Here is a 15,713-nt window from a genome sequence, read left to right as displayed (position 1 = left end):
GCGCGATCCAGGCCTCCACCTAGCCGCGCCTATCCCCGTGCCTCGACTGGCGCCGACCACCGCCGCATTCCGAACAGCGCAACCGCCGCGACGATCGAGCCAAGGCCCATCAGGATCGCGACCGTCTGCAACCCGTATCCCGCCGCAAACAGAAATCCGGCAAGGGCAGGGGCCAGTGCTGAACCGCCGCGTCCGACGCCGATGACAAATCCGGTCGCGGTCGCACGCACCCCGGTCGGGAAGGACTGGGCGATCAGCGCGTAGAGGCCGACCACGCCCGCATTGGTGGCAAAGCCCGCCGCTGCCGCAACCATCGACAGCCCGGCGAGATCGCTCTGCCCGCGCCCGAACAGGATGACCAGAGCCGTCGACAGCAGCATCGCGACGATGGTGAGCGCGAGCAGCCGGATCTTGCCGGTCAGCAGGCCCAGGATCAGCGAACCTGTGGCGCCGCCGATGCTCGCCCAGACCAGCACGCCCGCCGCCTCGGGCGGGGGGAAGCCCATGTCGACCACGATTTTCGGGATCCATTTCAGGATGAAATAGAAGGTCATGATGTGCGCGAGATAGGCGAGGGTCAGCAGGATCGTCGGTCGCATCAAAGCGGGCGAAAACAGGTTGACCAGCGGCGCCTTGCGCGTCGTAACGACCTCGGCCTCGGGCAGCGCGTCGATCGGCGGGTGACCCATTCGTGCCAGGTTGGCATTGATCCGCTCGAGCGCGTCCGGCGGACGCTTGTGCATCAGGAACGCGACAGACTCCGGCGCGCGCCACAGGACGAGGGGGATGAACAGAACCGAGCAGACCGCGCCGAACACGAATACCGCGCGCCAGTCATACATCGACAGCAGCACCGCCGAGATCGATCCGCCGATGATCGTGCCGACCGGATAGCCGGCGGCCATCAGCACCACGGCGAGCGAGCGATGCCTGGCATTCGCCGCTTCCGCCACCGCCGCATTGGTCGCGGCGAGCATCCCGCCGATGCCGAGCCCGGTGAGCACGCGCCAGATCATCAGCGTGTAGATGCCCCCTGCGCTCGCCGCGCCGAGCATCCCGACGGTCATGATGCCAAGGCAGGAGAGGATGGTCGCACGCCGTCCGATCCGGTCGGCGATGCCGCCCAGGAACAGCGACCCGATTGCCATGCCGACCAGCTCCATCGACAGGACGATGCCCAGCGCCGCGCGATTGATGCCCCAGTCGGCGGCGATGCCGGGCGATGCGAAGCTGATCGAGAGCACGTCGAACCCGTCGAGCGCGTTCAGCCCGACCATCGTGGCCACCACGCCCCATTGGAAGCGCGACATCGGTTCGCGGTCGATCACCGCGCGTGGATCGGTAGCCATGTCCCCTCCATCGGCCTGAAATGCCGGTTTGTTATACGCCCTAACAAGTTCAGCGATAGATGCGCGCGAGCATTTCCTCAAGCCGTGCCAGCTCCGCTTTGCTGAAACGGGCTTTCAGCCATGCCTCATGCTCCGCAATCGCCGCTTTCGCCTGCGTCAGAAGCGCCTCGCCCGCGTCGGTCAGGCGGAACGCGATGCGCCGTCCATCGGTGCGCGACGGGCTGCGCGACACCAGCCCGCGCTTCTCCAACCCATGGACCAGCGCCATCGTCGTCGCGCGATCCATGTCGAGCGCCTGCGCCAGATCGGCCTGCGCCAGATCGGGGTGGTCCCCGGTCAGCCACAGCACCGACACCTGTTTCTGCGTCAATCCCAGATCGGCGAAATGTTCGACGAAATGCCGCTGCACCGCGCCATGCGCACGGCGGAGGCGAAGCCCGAGATTGCGGTCGAGATCGCCGCGCCCGATCGTCACGCCTGCTCCGCCTCCATCAGCTTGCGGATGATCGACCGCGCGCGCACGCTGCCCTGATCGATCGAATAGCCGCGCAGTTTCATGTCGGGATTGGCGTCGATGCTGCGCTGCTGCGCCTCCAGCACTTCGACATCCTCGTCGAACACCTGGCCCTGCTGCGCCTTGAACCGCGCGGTGAAACCGGCGTCATCGATGTCGAAGTTCCTCGCCATGCCCCAGAAATAGTGAGTCGTGGTTTCGCTCTCCGGCGTCATCGCATCGACGACGAAGCCGCGCACCCCCGAATCGTGGCTTTCGATCGTGTCGCCTGCTTCGACGGGGGACACGCCGACATCGATCAGCACCGATGACGGGGGAATGAAGTGGCACACCTGCCAGCGATCGACCGGCCCTGCGGATTTGAGAGCGTCGCGCCAGAAGGGCGGGGGCTCGATCCCCGGCATCCAGCGGCGCACCTTCACCTCCTCGCCCTCGACCAGCGTTTCGATCGGCGCCTCGGTAATCTCATGCTGCCCGATCGACCCCTGATGCACCCAGGTTTCGTGGGACAGGTCCATCAAATTGTCGATCACCAGCCGGTAATCGCAGTTGATATGGTTGTAGCCGCCGTCGAAGGTCCAGCCCGGCGCGCTGCACGGCCAGAAATCGGGAATGCTCGCCGGGTCCGCCTTCGCCGCCTCGCCGATCCAGATCCAGACGAAGCGATGCTTCTCGACCACCGGGTACAGCGTCGCACAGACGGCCTTCGGAACCGGCTCCGACTTGATCGGCATTTCGCTGGCACAGCCATCGGGCTCGATCAGCAGCCCATGATAGCGACAGCGGATCGAATCCCCTTCCTTGAATCCCATCGACAGCGGCAACAGCCGGTGCGGGCAGGCGTCGCGCATCGCCACCACGCCGCGGTCGAGCTTGCGGTACAGCATCACCGGTTCGCCACAGATGGTGCGCGCGATCGGCGTGCGATCCACCTCCGAATCCCATGCGGCGACATACCAGCGGTTGGTGATCCAGGTCATTGCCTCGCTCCTCTTCCTGTCCTATCCGTCGTTGCAGCATTTTGTATGTAACACTTACAAATATCGCAAGGAGATTTCTGGATGCCCACGCCCCCCTTCCGCGCCGATCATGTCGGCAGCTTCCTGCGCCCCAAGGCGCTGATCGATGCGCGCGCCGCCTTCAAGGCTGGCGAAATCGACGCCGCCGCATTGCGCGCAGTCGAGGATGAGGCGATTCGCGGCGTGGTGAAGTTTCAGGAGGATCTGGGGCTTCAGGGGATCACCGATGGCGAGTTCCGCCGCACCTATTTCCACACCGATTTCCTGCTTCAGCTCGATGGCGTCGAAGAGGCGGGCGGCACTGCGGTGCATTTCCACCAGCATGGCGGCAAGGAACTGTCCTACGCCCCGCCGGTGATGAAGATCACCGGCAAGATCGAACATGCCCGCGACATCCAGCGCGCCGATTATGAATTCCTCGCCAGCTGCACCAGCCGCACGCCGAAGGTGACGATCCCGTCGCCGACGATGCTGCACTTCCGCGGCGGCCGCGACGCGATCGACGCCTCCGCCTATCCCGACCTGGAGGACTTCTACACCGACCTCGCTGCCGCTTACCGCGCAGAGATCGCCAGCCTCGCCGATGCCGGTTGCCGCTACCTCCAGCTCGACGACACCAACCTCGCTTACCTCTGCGACGACACGCAGCGCGAGAATGCGCGGAAGCGCGGCATGGACCCCGACGAGCTGCCGCGCCTTTATGCCCGCATCATCAACGATTCGATCCGCGACAAGCCCGAAGACATGGTCGTCTGCGTCCATCTGTGCCGCGGCAATTTCCGCTCGAGCTGGGCGGCCGAGGGTGGTTACGAGCCGGTCGCCGAAGTGCTGTTCAACGAACTCAACATCGACGGCTATTTCCTCGAATATGACGATCCGCGCTCGGGCGATTTCGCCCCGCTGCGGCATCTGCCGAAGGGCAAGACCGTCGTGCTCGGCCTCGTCACCACCAAGCTCGGCGAGCTGGAGTCAAAGGACGATGTGAAACGCCGCATCGAAGAAGCCGCGCAATTCGCGCCGCTCGACCAGCTCGCTTTGTCGCCGCAATGCGGCTTCTCCTCGACCGTCCACGGCAACGATATCGAGGTGGAGCAGCAGGCGGCAAAGATGCGCCTGGTTCTCGATGTGGCGAAGGACGTTTGGGGGTAACCGTCCAATTCCTCCCCCAGCTTGCTGGGGGAGGGGGACCGCCGCCGAAGGCGGTGGTGGAGGGGCGGCTGCGCAGACAGCCGTGAACAGCTCGGCAATATTCCGCCACTTGCAGTGGCGGCCCCTCCGTCAGCACTTCGTGCTGCCACCTCCCCTGCTGCGCAGGGGAGAGATTGCTTGCTCACGATCGCGTTCGGCGAGGTCTCCCCACTTCGGCCCGCGCCGCTCAGCCCTCCTCCGGCCAGTATAATCGCATCGGATTGGCCACCAGCAGCTTGTGCTGGAGTTCGGCTGTCACCGCGATCGCCGGGATCACATCGACCAGCGCGCCGTCATCGGGCAGCACGGTCTCCATGTTCGGATGCGGCCAGTCGGTGCCCCACAGCACGCGATCGGGATAGGACTCGACCAGCGGCCGCACCGCCGCGACGAAATCGGCATAGGGCGGCCCGGCGGGGTCGAGCCGGTCGGGGCAGGTGACCTTGGTCCAGATATCCGCGCGGCTGTCGAGCAGCGCGCGGAACGCGGTCATGTCCGCGCCATCCGGCCCCTGGCGCACGTCGGGCCGACCCATATGGTCGATCACGATCGGCACCGGGATCGCTGCGAGGAACGGCTTCATCTCCTCAAGGATATCCGCCTCGAAATAGACGACGACGTGCCAGCCAAGTCGCGCGATGCGCTGGGCGACTTCGAGGAACTTGTCCTTGGGCGCATCATCGACCAGGCGTTTGAGGAAATTGAAGCGCACGCCGCGAATGCCGCCCGCATGCAGCTCATCCAGCTCGACGTCGCTGATCGGGGGATCGACCACCGCCACCCCGCGACAGGTTCCGTTCGACACTGCGATGGCGTTGAGCGTCGCGGCATTGTCGGTCCCGTGACAGCTCGCCTGGACAATCACATTGCGCGCAAAGCCAAGCCGCTCGCGCAGCGCGAACAGCGCGTCGGGGCCGGCATCCTGCGGCAGATATTTGGCCTTGGGGCTGAACGGGAACTGCGCCTGCGGTCCGAACACATGGCAATGTGCATCGACCGCGCCCGGCGGTGGGGTGAAGCGCGGCTTCGACGGCTCCAACGTCCAACTGCGGATGCGCCCATCGGCGTCGGTCGTGCTCATGCGAAGACTTCCCCGTCCATCAATTTGCGCGCCGTCCGCAGCATCCCGGCCTCGATCGGCGCGCCCGCTTCATCCAGCGTCACCACGCATTCGGTCACCCCGGTCGGGTGCTCGACGCCCAATGTCAGCGACCGTCCCTCCGGCACTTTCGCCAGCGCGGCCGCGGGCGAACCGCCGATCAGGCACGCCGTCGCGACGCTGACCGCCCCCAGCACCCCGATCGAGGCATGGACGCGGTGCGGGATCAGGGACCGGACGGCGATCGCGCCACCATCGCGCGGCGCGGCGACCAGCATCATCTTGGGCACCGATTTTTCGGTGACGTCGCCCAAATTCATCAGCGGCCCGGCCTTCAGCCGGATCGCCTCGACCTTCGCCTTCATCGCATCGTCGGCGTCGAGCGTGTCGCGGTCTTCATAGCCGGTGATACCCATGTCGCTGGCGGCGATGATGACGCACGGCATGCCATTGTCGATCATCGTCACCCGGACTCCATCGATCTCGTCGACGCCGTTGCCCGTCGGCAGCAGCGCGCCGCAACTCGATCCGGCAGTGTCGCGAAAGGCGAGGGGGATGGGCGCCGCCGTCCCCGGCACCCCGCTGATGCTGGCATCGCCGTCATAGCGGACCGCGCCGCCGGGCGTCTGGACCGTTGCGACCGCGACCTGCCCGGTATTCTCCATGAAGATCGCAACGCGCGTCTCGCCGTCCTGTCCCACGACCAGTCCGCGCTCGATCGCGAATGGCCCGATCCCAGCCAGGATGTTTCCGCAATTCTGCGCGTCGGTGACGATCGCCTGATCGACGAACACCTGCAGGAACAGATAATCGACATCCACCCCGTCGCGCTCGGACTTGCGCACCACCGCCACCTTGCTGGTCAGTGGATCGGCGCCGCCCATGCCGTCGATCTGCCGCGGATCGGGCGATCCCATCACCCGCAACAGAAACGCATCGCGCGCGACCGTGTCGGTGGGCAGGTCGTCGGCAACGAAATAACCGCCCTTCGACGTCCCGCCGCGCATCCACATGCAGCGGACGCTCATCATAAGCCCCTCCCCTTCAGGGGAGGGGTTGGGGTGGGGCCTATCCTCTGGGCGCGTCGGTCTCGGTGAGACTGAGACGCCCCACCCCCAACCCCTCCCCTGAAGGGGAGGGGCTTTTCTACCTCACTCATACCGCAACCCCATCTCCTTGAGGCGCGGCCGCATGTCGTAGATGTCGAGGCCCAATTCGCCCGCCGCCAGCCGCACCCGCTTGGCCTCTTCCGCCGCCTCACGCTTGCGCGCCGCCTCCAGCACGGTGGCAGCATCCGCGCGCTTGACCACGCACACCCCGTCGTCATCGGCAACGATCACATCGCCCGGCTCGACTGCCGCCCCGGCGCACACGATCGGCACATTGACCGACCCCAGCGTATTCTTGACCGTTCCCTGCGCAAACACCGCCTTGGACCAGACGGGAAAGCCCATCTGCGTCAGGTCGCGCACGTCGCGCACGCCCGCGTCGATCACCAGCCCCCGGCACCCGCGCGCCATCGCACTCGTCGCCAGCAGGTCGCCGAAATAACCATCGACGCATGGGGATGTCGGCGCGAGCACCAGGATGTCGCCATCCTTCAGCTGCTCGATCGCGACATGCACCATCCAATTGTCGCCCGGCGGCGACGAGATGGTGACCGCATTGCCGGCGATCCGCGCTCCGGAATAGATCGGGCGCATATAATGCGCGAGCAGCCCGGTCCGGCCTTGCGCCTCATGCACCGTCGCGACGCCCGCTTCGGCAAGGCCGTTCACGATGTCCATTGGAGCGCGCTGGATATTCTGCACGACACGTGCGGACATTGGACATCTCCCGAGGGAAAAAGGTGAAAAGGGGCGGGGAGCGGATGTAGCGTTCTTCCGGGACATACTCTCTATCAGAAATCCCGTTCTCCGATAAGTTTTTCTGATATATCTATGAAATGACCCGTCCGTTCGATCTCAACCTTCGGCATCTGCGCGCACTCGGGCAGGTGATCGCACAGGGCAGCCTCAACCGCGCGGCAGAGGCGGCGGGGCTGTCGCAGCCGGCACTGACCCAGGGCCTCGCCAAGCTTGAAAAGCAGCTCGGCGTTACCCTGTTCGACCGTCATTCGGACGGAGTGACGCCCAGTCCTGCCGGAACCGCACTGGCCGAGCGCGTCGATCGCGCATTCGGTGTGCTCGCCGCCGCGACCCGCCGATCGGCACGCGGCGGCACGCGCGGATTTGCGCGCCCCGAGATGCTGATGACCGCGACCCAGCTCGACGCGTTTCTCCACTTTGCGGACGCGCAGGGCTTTGCGGGCGCGGCGGTGACCAGCGGGCTGTCGCAGCCCGCGATCCACCGCGCGGTGCGCGAGCTGGAACAGATTTGCGCGACCCCGCTGGCCGAGCGACGCGGGCGCGGAATGGCGCTGACCCCGGCGGGACGGACGCTGGCGCGTGGCGTGCGGCTGGCGGCGGGCGAGATCGCGGCGGGAATTGCGGAGGTTCAGGATGATGGCGGGGCGGGGGGGCGGGTCGCGATTGGCGCGATGCCCTTGTCGCGCGCATTGTTGTTGCCGCGCGCGCTCGCGCTGTTCCTGCGCGATTCCCCTCAGGCGATAACCGATGTCGTCGAGGGGTCGTGGCGCGAACTGGTCGATCCTCTGCTGGACGGGGCGATCGACATCATGGTCGGCGCCTTGCGCGACGTACCGCCGCTGGGGGTGGATCAGGTGCCCCTGTTCACCGATCAACTGGCGATCTTCGGGCGCCGGGGGCATCCGCTGGCGGACAGGGCGGTCGACATGGCGATGCTGGCGACGCAGAAATGGGTGGTCGGTCCGGCAGGAACCCCATTGCGTTCGCACTGGGAGGCATTGTTCGGCAACCCCGCGCCGCAGGTGCCGGTGGAATGCGGCTCCGTCATGGTGATCCGTGGCCTGCTCGCGCAGAGCGATCTGCTGACGCTTTTGTCGCCCGATCAGGTCGCGTTGGAGGTTGACGCAGGGATGTTGGTGCGGATCGGGCCCGACTTGCCTGATACGGTGCGGACGATCGGCATCAGCACGCGCAGCGACTGGCGCCCGACCCGCGCCCAGGCGATGTTGATCCGCCATCTGCGTCAGGCAACTCATGACACAAGACTTCAGGAAAACCGATAGGTTTCTGTATATTCCGATTGGAACATGTCGCCGCGTTTCGCGACACGAACCCATGGCCAGCGTGACATCCTTTCTGGGCTTTGGCGAGGCAGGGCAGGCGTTTGCGCGCCCCGGTATCCGCGCCTTCGACATCCAGACCGATTCCGCCGAAACGCGCCCCGCCAAGATCCTGGAATTCGAAGCGGCATCCATTCGCTGGTCGTCGACGCCTGCGGGCGCGCTGGTCGAGGCCGACCGGGTGATGTGCCTGGTGACTGCGGATCAGGCGCTTGCCGCGGCGCGTCGATCCGCTGCCTTGCTGAAGTCCGGCGCGCTGTGGCTCGACATGAACAGCGTCGCGCCGGGGACCAAGCGCGCGGCGGCGGAGGCGATCGCGGCTTCGGGCGGGCGCTATGTCGATGTCGCGGTAATGGCGCCGGTGCTGCCCGCGCGCCTGGCCGTGCCGTTGCTGGTCGCCGGGCCGCACGCTGAATCGGGCGCGGTGGCGCTGCGCGATTATGGTTTTACCAATGTCAGCATCGCCGGTTCGAACATTGGCGATGCATCGGCGATCAAGATGATCCGGTCGGTCATGGTCAAGGGGATCGAGGCGCTGACCGCCGAATGCGTGCTGGCGGCGGAGCGCGCGGGCGTGACCGACGCGGTGCTGACCTCGCTCGATGCGAGCTGGAAGCGTCACAGCTGGGCCGAACGCGCCGATTACAATCTCGACCGGATGCTTGCGCACGGGACGCGGAGGGCGGCGGAGATGGAAGAGGTCGCCAGGACGCTGGCCGATCTGGGGATCGATCCGGCGATGACGCGCGGCACGATTGCCCGGCAGCGGGCGCTTGGCGCGCTGGGCGTGACCCCACCCGATGGGCTGACGGCGAAGCTCGCCGCGATCCTGAACGAGAGAGAGGAAAAGGCCGCGTGATTATCGACTGCCACGGTCATTATACCGTGCTGCCCAAGGCGCACGATGCCTGGCGTGAGGAACAGAAGGCGGCATTCAAGGCGGGAACGCAATGCCCGCCCTATCCCGAGATCAGTGACGCCGAGATCCGCGAGACGATCGAGGCGAACCAGCTGCGCCTGATCAAGGAACGCGGCGCGGACCTGACGATCTTCTCCCCCCGCGCGTCGGCAATGGCGCCGCATGTCGGGGACGAAGCGGTCGCGATCGAATGGGCGCGGCGCTGCAACGACCTGATCGCCCGCGTGGTCGGGCTGTTTCCCGAGACGTTCGTCGGCGTGTGCATGTTGCCGCAATCGCCCAAGGCCGACATGACCGCCAGCATCGCCGAACTCGAGCGCTGCGTCACGCAGCTCGGCTTTATCGGCTGCAACCTCAACCCCGATCCGGGCGGTGGGCACTTCACCCATCCGCCGCTGACCGACCGCTATTGGTATCCCTTCTACGAGAAGATGGTCGAGCTGGACGTTCCGGCGATGATCCACGTCTCGGGTAGCTGCAACCCCGCGATGCACGCGACCGGCGGCTATTATATCGCGGCCGATACGGTGGCGTTCATGCAGCTGCTGGAGGGCGATTTGTTCGCCGATTTTCCCAGCTTGCGCTTCATCATCCCGCATGGCGGCGGCGCTGTCCCCTATCACTGGGGGCGCTATCGCGGCCTCGCCGACATGCTCAAGAAGCCGGCGCTCGACACGCATCTGATGAACAACATCTTCTTCGACACCTGCGTCTATCATCAGCCCGGCATCGATCTGCTCGCGGACGTGATCGACAACAAGAACATCCTGTTCGGGTCGGAGATGGTCGGCGCAGTACGCGGGATCGACCCGACCACCGGGCATTATTTCGACGACACCAAACGCTATGTCGATGCGCTGGACATCAGCGATGCGGAACGCGCCGCGATCTTTTCGGGCAACGCGCGCCGCGTCTTCCCGCGCCTCGACGCCAGACTGAAGGAGCGGGGGCTGTGATCACCGAAGATCCCGACAAGCAGGACATCCATGAGTATCTCGCCGAGTTCGAGGATATCCCCGGCACCCGCGTCTACACCGCCGCCCGGGCGCGTCGGGGCTATCACCTCAACCAGTTCGCGATGAGCCTGATGAAGGCCGAGAACCGCGAGCGGTGGAAAGCGGACGAGCGCGCCTATCTCGACGACTGGCCGATGACGCCGGAGCAGAAGCAGGCGGTGCTCGATCGCGACTATAACCGCCTGCTCGACCTTGGTGGCAACATCTATTTCCTCGCCAAGGTCTTCTCGACCGACGGTCTCAGCTTCGTCCAGGCGGTCAGCACCATGACCGGCATGTCGGTCGAGGACTATCAGGCGATGATGAATTCCGGCGGACGTTCGCCCGAAGGTGTCCGCTCGATCAAGGAGGCGCGCTGATGGCCCGCATTACCGCCGGCGTGGCGTCGAGCCACGTCCCCCTGCTCGGCGTTGCGCACGACCAGAAGAAGGACCGCGACGCCTATTTCGGCCCGATCTTCGCCGGGTACGACTGGACGCGCGAATGGGAAAAGGCCGAGAAGCCCGATGTCGTCATCCTGGTCTATAACGATCACGCCAGCGCGTTCGACATGAAGATCATCCCGACCTTCGCGATCGGCTGTGGCGAGCGTTACGCGCCCGCCGACGAGGGGTGGGGGCCGCGTGAGGTACCCGACGTGATCGGCCATCCCGATCTGGCCTGGCATATCGCGCAGAGCCTGATCCTCGACGAATTCGACATGACGATCATCAATGAGATGGACGTCGATCACGGCCTGACCGTGCCGCTATCGATGATGTTCGGCGATGTGCCGGAATGGCCGTGCAAGGTCATTCCGCTCGCGGTCAATGTCGTCACCTATCCGCCGCCCTCGGGCAATCGCTGCTGGGCGCTGGGTGAGGCGATCGCGCGCGCGGTGGCGAGCTTCCCGGAGGACCTCAACGTACAGGTCTGGGGGACGGGCGGCATGAGCCACCAGCTTCAGGGGCCGCGGGCCGGGCTGATCAATCGCGAATGGGACAATATGTTCCTCGACGGCCTGATCGGCGAGAGCGATCATCTGCGCCGCATCCCGCACATCGAATATCTGCGCGAGACCGGCAGCGAGGGCATCGAGATGGTGATGTGGCTGATCATGCGCGGCGCGCTGGGCAAGCGCACGGCCGCGCTGCACCGCCATTACCACGTCCCCTGTTCGAACACCGCGATCGGCCATCTCGTCCTCCGTCCCGACAATGGCGAGGGGCTGGATATGGCGGGTAGTGGGTTCGCGCAGGCGGCGGAGTGAACTGTTTCTAGCCCCCCCCTTTAGGGGAGGGGTTGGGGTGGGGCCTGTCCACACAGGCCCCGGTCTCGGTGAGGCTGAGATGCCCCACCCCCAACCCCTCCCCTGAAGGGGAGGGGCCTAAGAAGGAGATTAGACATGAAAATCGCACTCGCAGGCGCCGGGGCTTTCGGCGAAAAGCATCTCGACGGGCTCAAGAAGATCGACGGGGTCGAGGTGATCTCGGTCGTCGGACGGCGGCTTGAGCCGACGCAGCAGGTCGCCGCCAAATATGGCATCCCCCACGCCACCACCGAACTCGCCGAGGCGCTGGAACAGCCCGGCCTCGACGCAGTCATCCTGTGCACGCCGACCCAGATGCACGCCGCCCAGGCGATCCAGTGCATGGAGGCGGGCAAGCATGTGCAGGTCGAAATCCCGCTATGCGACAGTCTGGCGGATGGCGAGGCGGTGCTTGCCAAGGCGCAGGAAACCGGCCTGACCGCGATGGTCGGCCATACCCGCCGCTTCAATCCGAGCCACCAATATCTGCACCGCAAGATTGCGAACGGGGAACTGAACATCCAGCAGATGGACGTGCAGACCTATTTCTTCCGGCGCAAGAACATGAATGCGAAGGGTGAGGCGCGGTCGTGGACCGATCATCTGCTGTGGCATCATGCCGCGCATACCGTGGACCTGTTTGCTTATCAGGCGGGTCCGATCATCGCGGCCAATGCGATCGAGGGGCCACACCATCCGGAACTCGGCATCGCGATGGACATGTCGATCCAGCTCAAGGCCGAGAGCGGCGCGATCTGCACGCTGTCGCTCAGCTTCAACAATGACGGGCCGCTCGGCACCTTCTTCCGCTATATCGGCGACACCGGCACCTATATCGCGCGTTACGACGATCTGGTGACCGGCAAGGAAGAGCCGATCGACCTGACTGGTGTCGCCGTGTCGAACAACGGCATTGAACTTCAGGACCGCGAATTCATCGCCGCGATCCGCGAGGGGCGGGAGCCGAACGCCAGCGTGGCGCAGGTGATGCCCTGTTACCGCGTGCTCGATGCGCTCGAGAAACAGCTCGAAGCGGCGCGCTGAACTTCAATCCTCCGTTTGCCCTGAGCGTGTCGAAGGGCGTTCCCGATCTTCGGAATCGGGCTTCGACAGACTCAGTCCAAACGGCTTTGGGGGAATGAGATGAAAACCCAGGTTGCGATCATCGGGGCAGGGCCTTCGGGCCTGTTGCTCGGCCATTTGTTGCGTCAGGCGGGCGTCGATTGCGTCGTCGTCGAACGCGCGTCGCCCGACTATGTGCTCGGCCGCATCCGCGCGGGCGTGCTGGAGACGGTCACCACCGACCTGATGACGCGCCTTGGCATCGACGCGCGGATGCAGGCGGAGGGACTGGTCGAGGCTGGGTTCAACCTCGCCACCAATGACCGGCTGATCCGCATCGACATTACCGCGCTGACCGGGCGGCACGTCATGGTCTATGGCCAGACCGAACTGACCCGCGACCTGATGGACGCGGCGCCCGATCGCGATCTGACGGTCATCTACGAAGCGGGCGATGTCGCGCTGCACGCGCTCGAGAGCGACGCGCCGTTCGTGACCTATTCGAAGGACGGAGAGACGCACCGCATCGACGCGGCCTTTATCGCGGGCTGCGACGGCTTTCACGGCCCGTCGCGCAAAGCGATCCCGGCCAGTGCCGTGCGCGAGTTCGAGCGGGTCTATCCGTTTGGCTGGCTCGGCATCCTCGCCGATGTGCCGCCCTGCCATGACGAACTCATCTATGCCAATACCGATGCCGGCTTCGCGCTCGCCTCGATGCGGTCGAAGACACGGAGCCGCTATTATATCCAGGTGCCGCTGACCGACCGGGTCGAGAATTGGAGCGAGGAACGGCTGTGGGATGAACTGGCGGCGCGGTTCGACCCGATCAGCGACCATCAGGTGACGCGCGGTCCCGCGCTCGAAATGTCGATCGCGCCGCTGCGCAGCTATGTGTTCGAGACGATGCGTCATGGCCGCCTGTTCCTGGCGGGCGACAGCGCGCATATCGTGCCGCCGACGGGGGCGAAGGGGCTAAACCTCGCCGCGTCCGACGTCGCCTATCTCTCCGACGCGCTGATCGCGCATTTCCGCGACCGCGACGATGCGGCGCTGGAGGGCTATCAGGACAAGGCGCTGGCGCGCATCTGGAAGGCCGAGCGGTTCAGCTGGTATCTGACCAAGCTGATGCACCGCTTTCCCGAGGACGGCGCGTTCGAGCACCGGATGCAGGCGGCCGAACTCGACTATGTCGCGAGCTCAGAGGCGATGCAGACCGCGATCGCGGAGAATTATGTTGGGTTGCCGCTGTAGCGCACGCCGGTCTGCCGCCAGCGGCGCTCCGCAACCCAGAGTGCGGCGCTGACGATCAGCCAGCCGAGGAACCAGGGCCATGTCGGGCCGCTGCGATCGGGCAGGTCGGTGACGGACCCGCGCTGTTGCCGATCCGCCCAGCGCTGCGTCGCCTCTCCGGCTTCCAGCGCGCGCATCGGCGTAAGCGCGGTTGCGGGCAGGACGTAAAAGCCGAACCGGCGCGTGCCCGATATGGTTCGCTGGACCACGACATGCTCCCCCGCGCGTGTCGGCCAATAGGCTGCGCACCCCCGCTGTCCGGTCGCTGGATCGATTGCGAGAGGCGTGACAGCGCCGACCGGATCAACGACCTGTGGATGCCCCTCCAACCCGCAAATGGGGACGCGATCGCCTGCGCGGGGAAGGGCGGGAAGGTGGGGACGGAAGGTCGCTTCTGGCCGTGCCACCGCGCTTAGCGCCTGGCTCCACCATTGATAATAGCGGTCGGATTGGCCGTTGAGAACGAGCGCGAAACTATCGGCCACGGTCCATAACCCCGTCCGGCCCTGACCGCGCTGGTGCCAGCCGACCAGCATCGCCCCGGACTCGTCGCTGACGGCAGGGACAAGGTCGCTCCCACCCTTGACGGAAAACCGTCCAAGTTCCGGCGCCGGATCCTCGAGTGTGTTGAGATCCGTTGCGCCCCGCTCCGGCATCGGTCCGCGCCTGGCCTCCAGCATCTCGCTGTCGTCCGTCAGTGGGGGAAGCACAACCGGCGCGGTTTCGCCGCCGCCCTCGACGGCCAGTCCCAGCGTACGCCAGCTGCGCCGCATCTCCGGGGTTGCGGGTCCGGTCATCCGGATGATGACGCCCAGCCCGTTGGCGACCGCGCCCGCCACCACCGACTGGGCGTTGCGCCCCAGGCCCTGCCAGGCGCGGTCGTCGATGATGAGCGCATCGAACCGACCCAGCGTCGCCGCATTGAGCGCGACCGGCGCATCCCCGATCCGCACCCCGCCACCGGCATCGAGCTGGCTGTGCAGCTCGATGCCCGAATCGGTTGCCCAGCGGCGCACATATTTGGTCTCGGGCGCAGGGGCGCCCAGCATCAGCACGCGCGTCGGCCGTTCGGCGAGAATGCGTACCGGTACCGGCGTGTCCGACACGATCGCCTTGCGCGCATCACGCAGCCGCAGCGTGAACAGCGCAAGGCCGGGTGTCCGCGCCGCCCCGCCCAGGCGGAAGCGGCCATCGCCCGTGATGCGGCGCCGATCGACCCGCCGCCCTGCGGGATCGAGCAGCTCGACCGTTCCGCCGGACAGTCCGCTCGCTTCGCCGCCGATGATGAAGACCGCCCCGGCGGGGATATCGGCGGGCGGATCGAGCCGGATCAGTCCGCGCGGGGTGGGGAGCGGTCGGAAGGCAACGGGCACCCCCGCATCGCTGTCGCGGTCGCGCTCGGTCAGGCCACGGCCGACGATGCGGATGCGCTGGACCTGGGGGTGACGACGCAGGGCGGTTGCGAGATCGGGGACGCGCTCGGCCGCTTCAACTCCGCGCGCCTCGGGAAGCGCGACCAGCCGTTCGCCGGGCTGGATCGCGATCGTTCGGGGTGCTGCGGCCGTCGCTAACACCAGCGTCTCGCCGCCAACCGGGAGCCGCGGGAGAAACAAGGTGAGGTAGAGCAGCACGGCGCTCGCCATCGTCAGCAGCGCCAGCAGGGCGGCGTGCAGGTCGCGGCGCACACGCAGCAGCCGCGCGATCGCGGTCAGCGTGGCCAGCGCGATCAGCGCCACGGCGATCGTCTCCGGGCGCGTCATT

At 66.1% G+C, this 15,713-nt stretch carries 15 protein-coding genes; 8 read left to right on the top strand and 7 right to left on the bottom strand.

Annotated features, from left to right (window positions below):
- Window positions 1–29: 29 nt before the first annotated feature.
- Genes FPZ54_RS06200 through FPZ54_RS06190 form a run of 3 tightly spaced genes read right to left on the bottom strand, consistent with a single transcriptional unit; the run spans window position 30 to window position 2,843 of the window.
- On the bottom strand, window positions 30–1,349 hold the full coding sequence (locus FPZ54_RS06200) for an MFS transporter (protein WP_145845778.1): 1,320 nt from the start codon (window positions 1,347–1,349) through the stop codon (window positions 30–32).
- A gap of 49 nt (window positions 1,350–1,398) precedes the next feature.
- Window positions 1,399–1,824, bottom strand: coding sequence for a Saro_0803 family transcriptional regulator (locus tag FPZ54_RS06195; RefSeq protein WP_145845777.1), 426 nt, complete (start codon window positions 1,822–1,824; stop codon window positions 1,399–1,401).
- Window positions 1,821–2,843: an aromatic ring-hydroxylating dioxygenase subunit alpha gene (locus tag FPZ54_RS06190; protein WP_145845776.1), complete on the bottom strand. Its 1,023-nt coding sequence runs from the start codon at window positions 2,841–2,843 to the stop codon at window positions 1,821–1,823. Before FPZ54_RS06190 ends, FPZ54_RS06195 begins: the two co-directional genes overlap by 4 nt.
- A gap of 81 nt (window positions 2,844–2,924) precedes the next feature.
- On the opposite strand from FPZ54_RS06190, the gene FPZ54_RS06185 reads away from it, so the two are divergent.
- Window positions 2,925–4,031, top strand: a complete 1,107-nt coding sequence (locus tag FPZ54_RS06185; protein WP_145845774.1) for a 5-methyltetrahydropteroyltriglutamate--homocysteine S-methyltransferase — start codon at window positions 2,925–2,927, stop codon at window positions 4,029–4,031.
- Window positions 4,032–4,257: 226 nt separating this feature from the next.
- On the opposite strand, the gene FPZ54_RS06180 is transcribed toward FPZ54_RS06185, so the two are convergent.
- From FPZ54_RS06180 to ligK, 3 genes are all read right to left on the bottom strand, one after another.
- Window positions 4,258–5,151 carry an amidohydrolase family protein gene (locus FPZ54_RS06180; protein WP_145845773.1) on the bottom strand — a complete coding sequence of 298 codons (894 nt, stop codon included), beginning with the start codon at window positions 5,149–5,151 and terminating at the stop codon, window positions 4,258–4,260.
- Window positions 5,148–6,200: a 4-oxalomesaconate tautomerase gene (locus FPZ54_RS06175; protein WP_145845771.1), complete on the bottom strand. Its 1,053-nt coding sequence runs from the start codon at window positions 6,198–6,200 to the stop codon at window positions 5,148–5,150. Before FPZ54_RS06175 ends, FPZ54_RS06180 begins: the two co-directional genes overlap by 4 nt.
- A gap of 120 nt (window positions 6,201–6,320) precedes the next feature.
- Window positions 6,321–6,995 (bottom strand): 4-carboxy-4-hydroxy-2-oxoadipate aldolase/oxaloacetate decarboxylase, encoded by a 675-nt coding sequence (gene ligK, locus FPZ54_RS06170; RefSeq protein WP_145845770.1) that lies wholly within the window; start codon window positions 6,993–6,995, stop codon window positions 6,321–6,323.
- A 119-nt stretch (window positions 6,996–7,114) separates the two neighbouring features.
- On the opposite strand from ligK, the gene FPZ54_RS06165 reads away from it, so the two are divergent.
- The 7 genes from FPZ54_RS06165 to pobA all read left to right on the top strand — a co-directional run bounded on the left by FPZ54_RS06165 (window position 7,115) and on the right by pobA (window position 13,913).
- A complete protein-coding gene (locus FPZ54_RS06165) occupies window positions 7,115–8,320 on the top strand; it encodes a LysR family transcriptional regulator (protein WP_145845769.1) in 1,206 nt (401 codons plus the stop codon).
- Window positions 8,321–8,372: 52 nt separating this feature from the next.
- Window positions 8,373–9,236, top strand: a complete 864-nt coding sequence (locus FPZ54_RS06160) for an NAD(P)-dependent oxidoreductase (protein WP_145845768.1) — start codon at window positions 8,373–8,375, stop codon at window positions 9,234–9,236.
- Window positions 9,233–10,252 carry an amidohydrolase family protein gene (locus tag FPZ54_RS06155; protein WP_145845766.1) on the top strand — a complete coding sequence of 340 codons (1,020 nt, stop codon included), beginning with the start codon at window positions 9,233–9,235 and terminating at the stop codon, window positions 10,250–10,252. The genes FPZ54_RS06160 and FPZ54_RS06155 overlap by 4 nt, the downstream gene beginning before the upstream one ends.
- Complete coding sequence (ligA, locus tag FPZ54_RS06150; protein ID WP_145845765.1) at window positions 10,249–10,671, top strand: protocatechuate 4,5-dioxygenase subunit alpha; 423 nt, start codon at window positions 10,249–10,251, stop codon at window positions 10,669–10,671. Before FPZ54_RS06155 ends, ligA begins: the two co-directional genes overlap by 4 nt.
- The gene (locus FPZ54_RS06145) at window positions 10,671–11,561 is read left to right on the top strand and encodes a class III extradiol dioxygenase subunit beta (protein WP_145845763.1); all 891 of its coding nucleotides are present in this window, start codon (window positions 10,671–10,673) and stop codon (window positions 11,559–11,561) included. Before ligA ends, FPZ54_RS06145 begins: the two co-directional genes overlap by 1 nt.
- Before the next feature lie 135 nt (window positions 11,562–11,696).
- On the top strand, window positions 11,697–12,644 hold the full coding sequence (locus tag FPZ54_RS06140; RefSeq protein WP_145845761.1) for a Gfo/Idh/MocA family oxidoreductase: 948 nt from the start codon (window positions 11,697–11,699) through the stop codon (window positions 12,642–12,644).
- Window positions 12,645–12,743: 99 nt separating this feature from the next.
- Window positions 12,744–13,913 (top strand): 4-hydroxybenzoate 3-monooxygenase, encoded by a 1,170-nt coding sequence (pobA, locus tag FPZ54_RS06135; RefSeq protein ID WP_145845760.1) that lies wholly within the window; start codon window positions 12,744–12,746, stop codon window positions 13,911–13,913.
- Here pobA and FPZ54_RS06130 read toward each other — a convergent pair.
- On the bottom strand, window positions 13,892–15,712 hold the full coding sequence (locus FPZ54_RS06130) for a carboxypeptidase regulatory-like domain-containing protein (RefSeq protein ID WP_145845758.1): 1,821 nt from the start codon (window positions 15,710–15,712) through the stop codon (window positions 13,892–13,894). The genes pobA and FPZ54_RS06130 overlap by 22 nt on opposite strands.
- Window position 15,713: the final 1 nt, after the last annotated feature.

The sequence above is a fragment of the Sphingomonas suaedae genome, assembly GCF_007833215.1.
GTDB classification, from domain to species: Bacteria; Pseudomonadota; Alphaproteobacteria; order Sphingomonadales; family Sphingomonadaceae; genus Sphingomonas; species Sphingomonas suaedae.
The sequence above is the reverse complement of the archived record's forward strand: the minus strand, read 5'-3'. Positions and strand labels throughout refer to the sequence as shown.